Raw genomic sequence first — 15,569 nt, 5'->3', positions numbered from 1 at the left:
GGCCAATCCCCTTAATCGCACCATATTGGAATTGAAATGTCTTTCCAGTGTTGTCATTTGTTAAAAGTTCTAGACCCTTAATCGCACCATATTGGAATTGAAATTACCAATCGTCCCACCCCCCCTCACATTCCCTCCCTCCCTTAATCGCACCATATTGGAATTGAAATAGGTACGGGTGCCGGCCACGAAGGATGCGCTGGATTCCCTTAATCGCACCATATTGGAATTGAAATAGTTAGGTACCGTAGAGCTGGAATTCAGCCCCACACCCCCTTAATCGCACCATATTGGAATTGAAATTCTTTCACGGCAAGGAAACTGGCCTCAAATTTTCCTACCCTTAATCGCACCATATTGGAATTGAAATAAGTGTATCCGTGATCGTGGACATGAGTGCCTGCTCTGCCCTTAATCGCACCATATTGGAATTGAAATATGCCACCTACACACCCGACGGCGTGACCATCACCGCCCTTAATCGCACCATATTGGAATTGAAATCTCCTATTTTGCATACAACCCGATTCAGCGGCCTACAACCCTTAATCGCACCATATTGGAATTGAAATATGGATCGGCTGAGCAGCTCAATACAACGGTATCGCCCCTTAATCGCACCATATTGGAATTGAAATGTGCCTCTGGTGTGGGGCTGAATTCCAGCTCTACGGCCCTTAATCGCACCATATTGGAATTGAAATAAAGTCTCTGTAAGCTTGCCAAGCTCGCGCATGACCGCCCTTAATCGCACCATATTGGAATTGAAATATACCTGCGAAGCCATAGACCTACGCATGTGGCGGGCCCTTAATCGCACCATATTGGAATTGAAATCGTTTTATCGCTGCGTTGGTTACGAGCTCGGTGGCTCCCCTTAATCGCACCATATTGGAATTGAAATGGCCCTATGCCTATGCTTCGGCTAACCGCTACGATGCCCTTAATCGCACCATATTGGAATTGAAATACCTATTCCACACCGACACCGGGCTACGCTTCACCGCCCTTAATCGCACCATATTGGAATTGAAATTGCCTTAAGTAAGTGATTCTGGAGCAAAAAAACAAACCCTTAATCGCACCATATTGGAATTGAAATAACGACGAAATAGCGGGCATCAAGTTCCCTACCGAGCCCTTAATCGCACCATATTGGAATTGAAATATCAGATAGCCACTAACGCCATCATCAACAGCGTGGCCCTTAATCGCACCATATTGGAATTGAAATATTAAAAAGTACAATCAGAAAAGAGTTATCAGATTCCCCTTAATCGCACCATATTGGAATTGAAATACCACGCGCCCCATGGAGCGCAAGGTGTATCACAGCCCCTTAATCGCACCATATTGGAATTGAAATGATGGAACTCAGAATAGCTTCCTAGTTGAATTCGGCCCTTAATCGCACCATATTGGAATTGAAATTTGATCGGCGTTCAGCGAGCTTCTGAGCAGATACTCCCCTTAATCGCACCATATTGGAATTGAAATCCTATAATGCGAATGGAGTGGTAATCAGCAGTACGTTCCCTTAATCGCACCATATTGGAATTGAAATACCTCAAAACCATCCGACTCGCAGATGCCCTCCGACCCCTTAATCGCACCATATTGGAATTGAAATAAAATAATTTTTCACAAACTCCCAGCTGGGGGGAAACCCTTAATCGCACCATATTGGAATTGAAATATTGTAAGAAGAAACGGCAAGTTTTTTATAAAGTTTCCCTTAATCGCACCATATTGGAATTGAAATGTTCCACCACGGTGGCATATCCGGCAAGGTTTATGCCCTTAATCGCACCATATTGGAATTGAAATATGAATTTTTCCGGGATATTTTCCTCGGGGATGTCGTCCCTTAATCGCACCATATTGGAATTGAAATAAAAAGGCCACCGGCACATTCAGCGTGCTGGCCCCTGCCCTTAATCGCACCATATTGGAATTGAAATAAATTTCATCACTTTCAATCTTTTCCTTTTGTCTTGCCCTTAATCGCACCATATTGGAATTGAAATGGTCTGGGCGTATCCACGCCGATTTGGTCTCGAAGCCCTTAATCGCACCATATTGGAATTGAAATTGTGGATGGCAAAGGGCTCCTCGCTGCTGTCGTCGCCCTTAATCGCACCATATTGGAATTGAAATTACCTTGAGCAAAAACTCATACGAGTCCTTACTGCACCCTTAATCGCACCATATTGGAATTGAAATGCCGCCAATACATTGATAAAACGCTCTGATTGCTCACCCTTAATCGCACCATATTGGAATTGAAATATCAAACAGATAAGCAAGATGAAAGCAATCAAAAAACCCTTAATCGCACCATATTGGAATTGAAATAGCTGTCAAGGTTGACACCTGGAGCTGTCAACCTTTCCCTTAATCGCACCATATTGGAATTGAAATCGAGCTTCCGGTTTCGGTTGGCTCGGAGGAATCCGATCCCTTAATCGCACCATATTGGAATTGAAATATATGAGCGAGCTGCGGAGGCGGCTACCTTTCAGACCCTTAATCGCACCATATTGGAATTGAAATTGGATTTGAAAGTGGCTGTTTTGCAGAGGGTCGCCACCCTTAATCGCACCATATTGGAATTGAAATGGCTTTGCTGCCCGGTGTATTCCATAAGATCCATATTCCCTTAATCGCACCATATTGGAATTGAAATTTGCAGTGCGTCCGAATAGGCGTAGTAGCTTGGACCCTTAATCGCACCATATTGGAATTGAAATAATGTTATTTCATTGCGTAGCTCTTTTTGCTTTCTACCCTTAATCGCACCATATTGGAATTGAAATGCGTGGATCCGCTAGGAACGGGAACGGTGATGATATCCCTTAATCGCACCATATTGGAATTGAAATAAACCTGATTCTACAGGTAGTCGCTTCGCTGGGGCCTCCCTTAATCGCACCATATTGGAATTGAAATCCGAGTTCAGTGCGGCGGACTCTTCCAGGCTTTGCTCCCTTAATCGCACCATATTGGAATTGAAATATATGGTGTACATAGGCGGTGCGGGGATGTCTTCAAACCCTTAATCGCACCATATTGGAATTGAAATCGCTTTGCGGACAAAACTTTTGAATACCATGCCCCCCTTAATCGCACCATATTGGAATTGAAATTACGATCAAATCCGTGGTGGTCAAGAATGAAAGACACCCTTAATCGCACCATATTGGAATTGAAATATCGCTTGCTGAACCGAATAGTGAATCCATTATCCACCCTTAATCGCACCATATTGGAATTGAAATCTGGGGTATCAGTGGTAAGAACACCACAGATCTGGCCCTTAATCGCACCATATTGGAATTGAAATAGACTAAAACTTCTTTTGCGTATCCCTCAAAGGATCCCTTAATCGCACCATATTGGAATTGAAATGCTCAAGCGCGACAGGAAGTCCGACGGGAAGTCCGACCCTTAATCGCACCATATTGGAATTGAAATAGTATCACAACAATCCGCCCACATTCAGCCCTTCGGCCCTTAATCGCACCATATTGGAATTGAAATTGGAGCATCAGCGGATATATAACGAGTCTGAGGCTCCCTTAATCGCACCATATTGGAATTGAAATCTATTTCCCGTCGCTACGCCAAGGTTGATAAGGGATCCCTTAATCGCACCATATTGGAATTGAAATCGAAGAGGTAAAGGAGAAATTCCTGAACTACAAAGCCCTTAATCGCACCATATTGGAATTGAAATGTGTGCAAGTGCTGCGGAACGTACGCGAGCCCCTGGCCCTTAATCGCACCATATTGGAATTGAAATTGCGCACCAAAGAAGGAGTCAAGACACCAGAGGACACCCTTAATCGCACCATATTGGAATTGAAATTCAAACTGGTATCCGCTGCTAGGGGTAGCGGTGAGGGCCCTTAATCGCACCATATTGGAATTGAAATTTGTCAACTAATATTTTTGGAACTAAAAGAAATAATCCCTTAATCGCACCATATTGGAATTGAAATTGAGGAGGTGTCGGCCTATGTGAACAGGCATCGGACACCCTTAATCGCACCATATTGGAATTGAAATATCAGGGAGGCGCCTTCTACTAATCGCAAATCGGTGCCCTTAATCGCACCATATTGGAATTGAAATGGTAGCGCGGGAGACCTTTGCTACGCTGTATATGCCCTTAATCGCACCATATTGGAATTGAAATTTTCCTATAGGGCCTCAAAAAGACGGAATTAAATCACCCTTAATCGCACCATATTGGAATTGAAATTCATACCACCCGCTAAAGGTGTATCCGCTGCTAGGGGCCCTTAATCGCACCATATTGGAATTGAAATCCGGATATCCGGTACGACATGATTACGAGACTGAGCCCTTAATCGCACCATATTGGAATTGAAATATCGAAATGGCCGCCTGTCCGAGTTGGTTGGCTATTCCCTTAATCGCACCATATTGGAATTGAAATGGTGCCGGAAGGTAACACCTTTGCGGGGTTGGTTCTGCCCTTAATCGCACCATATTGGAATTGAAATTGGGGGATGTGACAGTATTGTGGACGCACCCGGTATCCCTTAATCGCACCATATTGGAATTGAAATCCCGATACGTTGATTCCTGACGCAATAGCTGCAACCCTTAATCGCACCATATTGGAATTGAAATAAATTAGCACCGCTGGAATTGATTATCTTAATCCTCCCTTAATCGCACCATATTGGAATTGAAATAAATTAGCACCGCTGGAATTGATTATCTTAATCCTCCCTTAATCGCACCATATTGGAATTGAAATTTGCTTTTATTTTACTTTCATCCAATCCCGATAACCCTTAATCGCACCATATTGGAATTGAAATTAGTAAATACCCACCTGCCGACCCGTCAGACTTTTACCCTTAATCGCACCATATTGGAATTGAAATTTGACTTGCTGTATTTTGCTTTTTCATCCGTTCGAGTCCCTTAATCGCACCATATTGGAATTGAAATACCGCTACAAACCGATTATTGATGAATCTGATTTTTCCCTTAATCGCACCATATTGGAATTGAAATATGATTTAGTGCTAGCTTGACCTCTACGCCAGCCTTCCCTTAATCGCACCATATTGGAATTGAAATAATCCAGGGTGGCATATGCTTTTGCCTGTCTTTCGGCCCTTAATCGCACCATATTGGAATTGAAATAGCCCTCCAAGAAAGACAGGAATTTCCGATTCAGGACCCTTAATCGCACCATATTGGAATTGAAATCGGTTACCACGATAGATACGAGCCAAACAAACATTTCCCTTAATCGCACCATATTGGAATTGAAATGATAGAGCGGGCACCTGCTGCGGATGTGTATTACCCCTTAATCGCACCATATTGGAATTGAAATTTTGTTCCGGTTACGGTTGCATCGAAGTAGATGCAACCCTTAATCGCACCATATTGGAATTGAAATAGGCGAGTATTTCAATAATCTCATCACCGAGGGGAACCCTTAATCGCACCATATTGGAATTGAAATATTACAGTTCCGTCTTCAAGGTGATTACAACTTGCAACCCTTAATCGCACCATATTGGAATTGAAATAATCTTAATGCAATGATAGTAATCAAAGAATTCGAAGCCCTTAATCGCACCATATTGGAATTGAAATACAGTTGGTGCAGGAACAAATCTGCAAGGTATACTTCCCTTAATCGCACCATATTGGAATTGAAATTCAAGAACGGATGTGATTAATATTAGCGGAAACACCCCTTAATCGCACCATATTGGAATTGAAATGTTGCAATCCTTCTTCAACCTCAATTCCCTGCCGAGTCCCTTAATCGCACCATATTGGAATTGAAATAGGTCAATACAGCTTTTTTGCTTACCTGGTCAAATCCCCTTAATCGCACCATATTGGAATTGAAATATTTCTTCAAAGCTCCCATCCGAAATATCATTCCAGCCCTTAATCGCACCATATTGGAATTGAAATTCGAAACGCTCGTGCTGGTAGAGGGAGAGATCAAGGCCCTTAATCGCACCATATTGGAATTGAAATTCAGCGGATCTTACGTGGCTTGGAGAAAAAAGGCCTTCCCTTAATCGCACCATATTGGAATTGAAATAGAGGCCCTAAATATCGCCTCACAACTGGAAGAGGGCCCTTAATCGCACCATATTGGAATTGAAATAATGAAAGAAGCCGTCACGTCGGCCATGGTGGCCATGCCCTTAATCGCACCATATTGGAATTGAAATAAAGCAACCACCGGCAATGTGACCCCGATCGAAAAGCCCTTAATCGCACCATATTGGAATTGAAATGATATGTCAGTACTCCTGTGGTATCGAGTTTCATACCCTTAATCGCACCATATTGGAATTGAAATTGGCCAAGAGCTGATCCTCCTGATCGACGTAGTCGGCCCTTAATCGCACCATATTGGAATTGAAATGAGGTGATGTATAGGGGTGATTCCGGTTCGGGTTCCCCCTTAATCGCACCATATTGGAATTGAAATGGAGAACCGTTATTTAGGTTTGCACCCGTATCTATCCCTTAATCGCACCATATTGGAATTGAAATATTCTTCATCCTCCCATCCGATTGCGAGGACGGAGACCCTTAATCGCACCATATTGGAATTGAAATTTAGCTGAAGAAATACTGTTGAAGTGTGGGTTTGAGCCCTTAATCGCACCATATTGGAATTGAAATATGGATGGCGGGTCTTGATAAGGCAATCCAATTCCCCTTAATCGCACCATATTGGAATTGAAATTGGTATATTTTCTTTCCAAACGCATCTTTCACAAACCCCTTAATCGCACCATATTGGAATTGAAATAGCCTTTCTATAGTCCCTCGAATAGAACTGTTTCGACCCTTAATCGCACCATATTGGAATTGAAATTCGGCCTGTTCATATCCCAGTATATATTCTCCCAGTGCCCTTAATCGCACCATATTGGAATTGAAATAGCGCATTCTCGATGCACGGATAGCTCCTGAAAGGCCCTTAATCGCACCATATTGGAATTGAAATATGGGCACTTGATCGGGTAGAAAACCCATACCTCGCCCCTTAATCGCACCATATTGGAATTGAAATAATACTAATCCTGTTACTAATGCTGCTGTAATCATACCCTTAATCGCACCATATTGGAATTGAAATACGTTAACATATGACTTTATATCCGCAACACTGTATCCCTTAATCGCACCATATTGGAATTGAAATATGAATCGGAAACATATATATCCATAACCCTTGGGGCCCTTAATCGCACCATATTGGAATTGAAATATTAAGACCAAAGGAGGTCATTTTAGCTTTAGTACCCTTAATCGCACCATATTGGAATTGAAATCTAGAAAACGAAGACAATGCCAGTTCGATCCTTCGTCCCCTTAATCGCACCATATTGGAATTGAAATGTTCGTGAGCGTACTTGGTAGAATATTTTGGATAGCCCTTAATCGCACCATATTGGAATTGAAATGAGAGACCGCATTTACGCTTCGATTATCAGGTATTTCCCTTAATCGCACCATATTGGAATTGAAATAACGCTGTTCCAAAAGAATCGTTTTCAAGTTGTTGGCCCTTAATCGCACCATATTGGAATTGAAATATCGCAAGTCGGTGGGGTAGTTTTCAAAATTGGAGCCCTTAATCGCACCATATTGGAATTGAAATCCATCATCCGCGAGATTCCCAAGATCGTCACCATCCCCCTTAATCGCACCATATTGGAATTGAAATAATTATCGCCGGTAAACAACTGGTTTTCCGTGGCGACCCTTAATCGCACCATATTGGAATTGAAATAATTCACAGATTTCTGGGTGGGATTCCTGCCTGGATCCCTTAATCGCACCATATTGGAATTGAAATGTTTGAACGGACTTTTCCCCAGCACCCACGATCAATCCCTTAATCGCACCATATTGGAATTGAAATACCTCTGAAATCCTGCAAATAACTGTCCCCCGATTTCCCTTAATCGCACCATATTGGAATTGAAATAGGTATAGCCATTGACGTCTTCATGGATTCCATCACCCTTAATCGCACCATATTGGAATTGAAATTAGGTTCTCTAGTTGAAATTGACAAAACTCCTCATCCCTTAATCGCACCATATTGGAATTGAAATATCAACAGAAACCCCAATGAACAATCCGTTGGTAACCCTTAATCGCACCATATTGGAATTGAAATAGTCAGCCTGCACCTCTTCGAAAACCAATCCCCTGTTCCCTTAATCGCACCATATTGGAATTGAAATTTCAAAGTTTTGGATCATCAGCAGAAGCCTATCACACCCTTAATCGCACCATATTGGAATTGAAATAACGAACCTAGAGTTTTTGGTAAAATAATAGGTTTTCCCTTAATCGCACCATATTGGAATTGAAATAACTTAAAAGCTATCCTAGCTTTTGGGAATTTATCTACCCTTAATCGCACCATATTGGAATTGAAATGCATGGGCAGGATGAGCATAGGAAAAGGCCCAAGGCCCTTAATCGCACCATATTGGAATTGAAATAAGGCAGCTGCATGGTTCCGTATTGCCCTTGCTCTACCCTTAATCGCACCATATTGGAATTGAAATCGGCAGAGGCCGCACCCCTGCTACTCGCAGAGGTCACCCTTAATCGCACCATATTGGAATTGAAATATGGAGATTCAAAAGTAATATACATCACAACCGAAAACCCTTAATCGCACCATATTGGAATTGAAATCAAAGTTGCGTGTGTTCGCCAAAAAAAGGAAATAGCCCCTTAATCGCACCATATTGGAATTGAAATGGTGTCAACCTTGACAGCTTGGTTAAGGTCATCCAACCCTTAATCGCACCATATTGGAATTGAAATAATAAGGGACAACGACGAAAAGCCGGTTTCTTGGCACCCTTAATCGCACCATATTGGAATTGAAATAGGAAATAGATCCTCTAATGCCTGGTCTATGCTTTCTCTTTAACGCTTTACCTGTCCATAGCGGCTTAGCCGGCCGGAAAGAATACGGATGTACGGATTATAGGTGCCAAGCCGCTTGGTTTTAAAAGTATGAAAAGGCCAAGCCAGATAGAAGGTATAGTGGATCAAGTGGCCGATTTATATCCTCAAAAGATCGTACTCCTATAACCGGTCAGAAAACGGATCTGATCCAGTAATCACAGCCGGTCGACGAAGAGATGTTTCAAGTTCTGAAAGGGACTGCTTCCTAGGGATGCCACTTTTCGCACGAAGGGGCTGCCCGCTCTACTTCCGATTTGACGCTTCGCCTTAGTTGGCGTATAAAGTGTTACGTATAGGGGCTACTGTAAAATTTAATTTCACATAGTTTAATAAATATAAAATATTTTTTTATTCTTTAACTTATTCCATTCCTGCTTTTTTTTGGTATTTGCAAATGAATTAAAAAAAAGTGGAGGTTTTTTAGGACAAAATTGGCAGGTTATTCGTATTGGTTGTAGATTTGAATTTAAAACTGGTCCAATGATGTGTTGACTATGAAAAGGCTTTTCTTGTTTCTTCCAGATATTTTTTTTGTCCTGCTGATTGTTTTTAGCTGCGAAAGGGTGGACCTGTCGGAATGGCGGCAGCCTAGGGACTATTTTCAGATCGAAAATCCCATGGCGCTTAGCGACTTGAATGTGGAGGAGGCACCGTTGGAACGGGAGCGCTGGATAAATCTGATGGAGGAGTACCGGGGCAAGGCAACATCGTTTATTCACCACTGGAAGGGAAAGGTCTCCGACAGTTTCTGATTTCTTCTTTTCGTTGGCCCTGCACCTAGGGGACTGATATTCCTTCCCTCCCCCCTCAAAAAAAAAGGGATAAAGGCATAGGCCTTTATCCCCGGATTCAATAGGTCTGAGAGGTGGTACTTCGTTTTATTTTGTCAGCGTAAATTCAGGTAAGGGGATGATCTCTCCACCCTTCATCGCAGACTCATGGGCCAAAATACCCACACAGGTGATGTTGGCAGACTGGCGGGCATCCGGATAGGGGGCACGACCCTCGTGCAGTGCGGTCAAAAACTCGTGTACCAAGTGCGGGTGAGATCCCCCATGTCCGGCACCTTGGATAAAGGAAAGGTGCTGATTATCATCGGAGTCGTATACCCCTGCAGTGGTAAAGGACGCGATTTCTTTGGGTAGTAGGTGTGCGTAGTCCGGTATTTTTACCCGGGAGGGCTCTTCACCGGTGTGGATTACACTGTCCTCGTGTTCGATCAGTGTCCACTCAAAGGATTTTTTCGAACCATATACGTCGAAGCTTTCCCGGTACTGCCGGGCGGTGTTGAAGAGAGAACGGGTGACTTCGGCGGAGAGGTCGGAATCTTTCAACTTGATGTGGCAGGTTTCGATGGCAAAGGGCGATCCGTATTTTTCAATCAGGTTTTCATCGATGCGGCCGGAACCGAAACAAGACACGTATTCAGCCTGAGCCCTTGGCAGCGCCAATACCGGCCCTACACAATGGGTGGCGTAGTGCATTGGAGGCAGCCCCTCCCAGTAACCCGGCCATCCGGCCATTTCCTGTTGGTGGCTGGCCCGCAGGAACTGGATTTTTCCCAGCTCGCCTTTCTCCATCATTTCCTTCACAAATAGAAATTCCCGGCTGTAAATCACCGTTTCCATCATCATGTAAGTAAGACCGGTCCGTTCCGTTTCCGCTACGATCTGACGGCATTCCTCTACAGTGGTGGCCATGGGGACTGTACATGCCACGTGTTTTCCCGCCCGCAGCGCCTTGAGCGATTGTTCTGCATGTGCCTGTATGGGTGTGTTGATGTGTACGGCGTCGATGTTGGGATCCTTTAGTAGTTCATCGTAGTCGGTATACCGCTTTTCTACACCGAAGGCGTCGCCGATTTCGTGGAGTTTTTCTTCGTTTCGTTGGCAGATGGCATACATGTTGGCCAAGGGGTGCTTCTGGTATATGGGGATAAACTCGGCCCCAAATCCCAATCCGATAATGGCAATGTTTATTTTTTTATCACTCATGTTAAAAATGGTTTTATGATGGGTTGATGAATTTACTTAAGAAGCCCACGACTTCAGGAATTTTAGGCCTTCGGAAGCAAAGGCGTCTTGGGATTCGGCCAAAGGCCTCCAAATGCACACGGCGCCAGCCAGCTCCTTGATCTCCGGAGTGAAGCTTTCGATAGACACCACGCCCTGATAGCCTACGATTTCAAGTCCTTTGCGGTAGTCCTCCCAACGCGTCTGACCGGTACCTGGCGTGCCTCGGTAATTTTCAGACACTTGCACGTGTATCAGCTTATCGCCTACCCGGGTGATTGCATCCACGATGTTCCGCTCTTCGATATTCATGTGAAAGCCATCCAACAGTACCTTGGCGGCTGGGTGGTTGATGTCACCGATCAATTGCATCAAGTCCTCTGCATTGTTGATCAGGTCAGTTTCAAAGCGGTTTAACGGCTCTAGGGCAATTTCCTGGCCGTATTCGGCAGCCATTACGCATACTTTGTGGAGGTTGTTTACGGCGAGGTCCCATTCGATTTTTTTCTTTTCCGGAGGCAACAGCCTCGCTTTGCCTACGGCTGAATACATGGGGCCTGCCACAAAGCGGGCCCCCACTTCGGCACTGATCTGAAAGCAGCGCCGGATATAGTCCAGGCTGGTTTTATGGTAAGCGGGATCTTCGTGTGTGAGGTCTCTGCTGGGGCCAAAGGCGCCGCAGATAACCGGCTTGAGGCCCTGTTTCTCCAAGGCTTGCTTCACTTTTCGGGCGTCTATCAGGTCCGGATCCTCTACGGGAATTTCGACTGCGTCAAAGCCCATTTCCTTGATTTTGGAAAAGAGCGAGGTGGTTTCGGTGGTAAACGGGGAGGTCCATAGCCACGTGGTCGTGGCAAAGGTTACATTTAAACTCATGTCTTGTGGGTTAAGCACGTCCGGTATGATTGTGTTCCGGACGTGCTGTTAGGCAAAAGATGAATTGGACTACTCGACGATCATGATACCGTTCATGATTCGCCAGTGACCGGGCACGGTGCATATGTATATATACTCTCCGGGTTCTGAAGGGGCCCTGAATACCAACGATTCGCTGGTTTCCGGATCCACCAATCGGGTGGAGGCTATTACTTCGGGGATCTTGGGTACATAGTTCATGTCGGCTCCTTTGGGGTCTCTGGCCAGTTCGTCAGCGGCCTTCCCGACCGTTTCCAGGGTGCCGGGCTTGGCGATGACCAAGTTGTGCTGCATGAAATCGTTGTTTTCAAAATCAATGGTAACCTGCGCATTTGCCTTTACGGTAAAGGAAGGCTTGTTGTATTTCATTTCATGCTGTATCACTCCTAACTTCACGGTGACGGTACCTGAGGGGGGTGAATCCTGCTCGGCAGTTGCACCTACCGCGCTTACCGCATCGGCATTAGGCTGTATGAGTTTCAGTACCGAAGCTCTTGGATTCAGCCTACCACGGAACCAGAAGGGTCTGGGGTAATCGCCTACTTGGTTGTCTCCCATGTTGTCGTTACCGATGCGTACGCGTTCGGGGGAAAGCGCTGCAGTAAAAAGCCCATTGGCCTTGCCGGAGGCAACCTCGCTGTCATTGATGAGGAGTTTCATTTGGCCGCCTTCCAGTAGGTTTGCCTGCACGGTAAATTGCTCCGCTGGCAGGGATCCACGGGTATTCAGTTTGAAGGTTCTTCCATCCTGCTTCACTAGCCAGTGGATGACATTATTTTGGATGTACAGTGAATACCCATTTTGGTTGTTTCCCTGTGCGATGATTACCCCTTCTAAGGGATCATCACTCTTACTGATGGTGGCTTGGATGTGAATTTCCTTTCGTTCCACGCTGGGCGGAAAGGGAATACCGGATCTGCGGTCCAAGTTGTACTGTTCCTCTACCAAGCTTTTGGCCACCCGTTCCGTTAAGGTGAGCAACGAGTCGGGCTTGTTGATTGCGCCGATTTGGCTTACCTGCGCATCAAAGGAACTGGGGTGGGAGAGTGCCGCGGCAAAGATGGCCTGGGGTAGGTAGTTGTCAGCGTTGTTGTCTTCTATAAGGCTCGCATCCAGGATGGCTTTTCCCACCGTTGCAGAGTTGGGCATGTCTGCCAGTGCGAGGAAGGCGGTTTTTCGAACGTTTAGGTCGCTGTCATTGGTCAGGTTGGCATCCAATATGGCCTGGGCGGTTGCCTCATTCCTCGGTAATACCATGAGGGCATTTTTACGCACTCCCGCGGCAGGATGCTTCAGCGCCTTTACCACGATGCGGTTTGCGGCATCATTGGAGCCACCTAGTTCGCCCAAGCCATGCAATGCCCAAAGCGCATGAACCGCCGGGCTGTTTAGGCCGATCTCGTCCACGGTGTTGTTGTCGATGATTTTCAGCAGGTCATTGACGATGCTTTTGTTTTGGGTTTCCACAATAAGCCGTTGGGCTGTTCTTCTCCAAAACATGTTGTCGCTCTTGATGCCGGCGATCAGGTCTTTGTTGCTCGATGGATCGATGTTCAGCAACTTGCCTTCCGGTGCACCCTTGTAGACAAGGCGGTAAATACGGCCATGCTGTGTGTCCCGCAGTGGGTTGATGTAGGCATTCCCAGGGCCATTTTCAAAGCCTTTTGGGGTAGGGTTGTGCTGTATGATGAAATTATACCAATCGGCAATCCAAAGCGCTCCGTCGGGACCTACTTCTGCGTGTACCGGTGAGAACCACTCGTCCGAACTGGCGAGGATGTTAAACCCGTTCCGCTCACGGAAACCAGAACCGTCCACTTCCAAGATGGCATTGTGCAGGACCCTACCGGTGGGTTCTGCGACAAAAGCTACTCGGTTCCAGTAGGACTTGGGAAACTGCCTTGCGGTGTAGAGATGGTGCCCAGCGGCAGCCGTATAGCTACCGTGCCAGTCCACCTGCCGCAGAAAGGGAGTGAGATGGGGCATGTCGTAGTGGGTATCGATTCCATGGACTGCATTTACAGAACCTCCGCGAACAGGGCGTCTTACAAAGCGGCTAGGCATAGCCAAATAGGCACTGTGCTGACCGTTTGCAGTGGAGATGAACACGTTAAATTCTTCGGAAAAGCCCAATCCCCACGTGTTGTTGCTCGTGGTTCCCAGGAATTCAAAATCAGTTCCATCCGGATTGAACCGGTAAACGCCTTGGCCAAAGTTAAACGGTTTGCCATCAATAGTGCCATTGAAGCCCGAATAGCCAAGCACTCCCCAAACCTTGTTGTCGAAACCATACATCAGGTTGGAGGGACCCGCATGGGTGTCACTTTTGCCCCATCCGGTAATTACTGTCTCCCGTAGGTCTGCTTTGCCATCTCCATTGGTGTCTTTGAAAAACACAAAGTCTGGCGCCATGGATACCAGCAGGCCTCCATTTACATAGACCATACTGGTAGGGATGTTCAGGTTTTCGGCAAAAACAGTGATTTTGTCCGCTTTGCCATCGCCGTTTGTATCTTCGAAAATCTTAATGCGGTCATTGCCCCCTTCACTTCTTACTTCATTGGGGTAATCTTCCGTCTCGATCACGTATAGTCTGCCTTTGTCATCCCAGGTCATGGCCATGGGATTCACGATATCCGGTTCGGAGGCAAAAAGTTGCAGTTCGAAGCCCACGGGGACCTGAACCAATTTCATGGATTCTTCTGCTGAGAGCGGATGCTGGTACTGAGGCGGGGGGTCTCGCCGTTCGTAGTTGGGGATATCCGCATCGGTAAATACCGGGGTGGGTATCTGATAGTCGGCTACTTGTTGTGCAATCTTTTCTCCTACCGCCCACATGATTCCGTTGGCCACCAGCTGATGGAATTCCGGCTTGGACCAAGTGCGCTCGTCATGTCCGTATGCGGTATAAAATACCCGCCCTTTTCCTTGCTCGCGCACCCAAGTCCAGGGTTCGCGATGGTCGCCCTCTACACGCTCCATCAATACCGTCATGTCCGGGTTTAGCTGGCTGTGCACGTAGGTCTCATCCCAGGTTTCAAATTCAGACACGCCGTTCATCACCGGGTGATTGGCGTCGAGGATGTCTACGGTAAAATCCCCTACACCATGGGATTTGAACTGGCCTCCAACGGCTTTCACAAACCAATCGGAGTTTCTGAAACAAAAAGAAGCGCTGTGCAAGGGGATCAGTGCTCTGCCGCCTTCTACGAAATCACGTAGGGCCTTTTCCTGCGCCGGGCTGATCTCGTCGTGGTTGGCATAGATCATCACCCCATCAAAATAGGAGAGGTATTCGGCATTTAGGTCGTCGGGATCCGACGTGTAGGTTAGGTTGATTCCTTTTCTAAATAGCGGATTGGCCAACATGGGCATCAGCTTTTCAGAATGATGGTGCTGACTGTCATGTCCCAAAAAGAGCATTTCTGCTCTGCGGGGCCCGTCAGATCTCCGGTCTTTGATGGTGCTTTCCCCACAAGCTAGCAGTAGCAGGCAGGAAAATAATAGCAAACCGATCTGTCTCATTTTAAGCAGTTTTTTGGGTGTATGTTTTACAAGTAATCTAAGGGTAAAGATGGAAAAAATATATGGTTCAATCTCACTGTATTTTACCCTATTCTG

At 45.8% G+C, this 15,569-nt stretch carries 4 protein-coding genes and 1 CRISPR repeat array (1 of these 5 only partly in view); of the genes, 1 reads left to right on the top strand and 3 read right to left on the bottom strand.

Annotation, left to right across the window (positions count from 1 at the left end; all coding sequences use genetic code 11):
* A CRISPR array of direct repeats spans positions 1–8,940; the repeat unit is 30 nt; unit sequence CCCTTAATCGCACCATATTGGAATTGAAAT; it reaches 388 nt to the left of the window's first position.
* A 575-nt stretch (positions 8,941–9,515) separates the two neighbouring features.
* On the top strand, positions 9,516–9,773 hold the full coding sequence (locus tag IAQ59_RS03230) for a hypothetical protein (protein ID WP_209329332.1): 258 nt from the start codon (positions 9,516–9,518) through the stop codon (positions 9,771–9,773).
* A gap of 126 nt (positions 9,774–9,899) precedes the next feature.
* Here IAQ59_RS03230 and IAQ59_RS03225 read toward each other — a convergent pair whose 3' ends face one another.
* The 3 genes from IAQ59_RS03225 to IAQ59_RS03215 all read right to left on the bottom strand — a co-directional run bounded on the left by IAQ59_RS03225 (position 9,900) and on the right by IAQ59_RS03215 (position 15,473).
* Positions 9,900–11,015 (bottom strand): Gfo/Idh/MocA family protein, encoded by a 1,116-nt coding sequence (locus IAQ59_RS03225; protein WP_209329331.1) that lies wholly within the window; start codon positions 11,013–11,015, stop codon positions 9,900–9,902.
* Positions 11,016–11,051: 36 nt separating this feature from the next.
* A complete protein-coding gene (locus IAQ59_RS03220; protein ID WP_209329330.1) occupies positions 11,052–11,909 on the bottom strand; it encodes a sugar phosphate isomerase/epimerase family protein in 858 nt (285 codons plus the stop codon).
* Between the two features lie 69 nt (positions 11,910–11,978).
* Positions 11,979–15,473 (bottom strand): PVC-type heme-binding CxxCH protein, encoded by a 3,495-nt coding sequence (locus IAQ59_RS03215; protein ID WP_209329329.1) that lies wholly within the window; start codon positions 15,471–15,473, stop codon positions 11,979–11,981.
* Positions 15,474–15,569: the final 96 nt, after the last annotated feature.

This window comes from Lunatimonas salinarum, assembly GCF_017811155.1.
In the GTDB taxonomy this organism is placed as follows: domain Bacteria; phylum Bacteroidota; class Bacteroidia; order Cytophagales; family Cyclobacteriaceae; genus Lunatimonas; species Lunatimonas salinarum.
The sequence above is the reverse complement of the archived record's forward strand: the minus strand, read 5'-3'. Positions and strand labels throughout refer to the sequence as shown.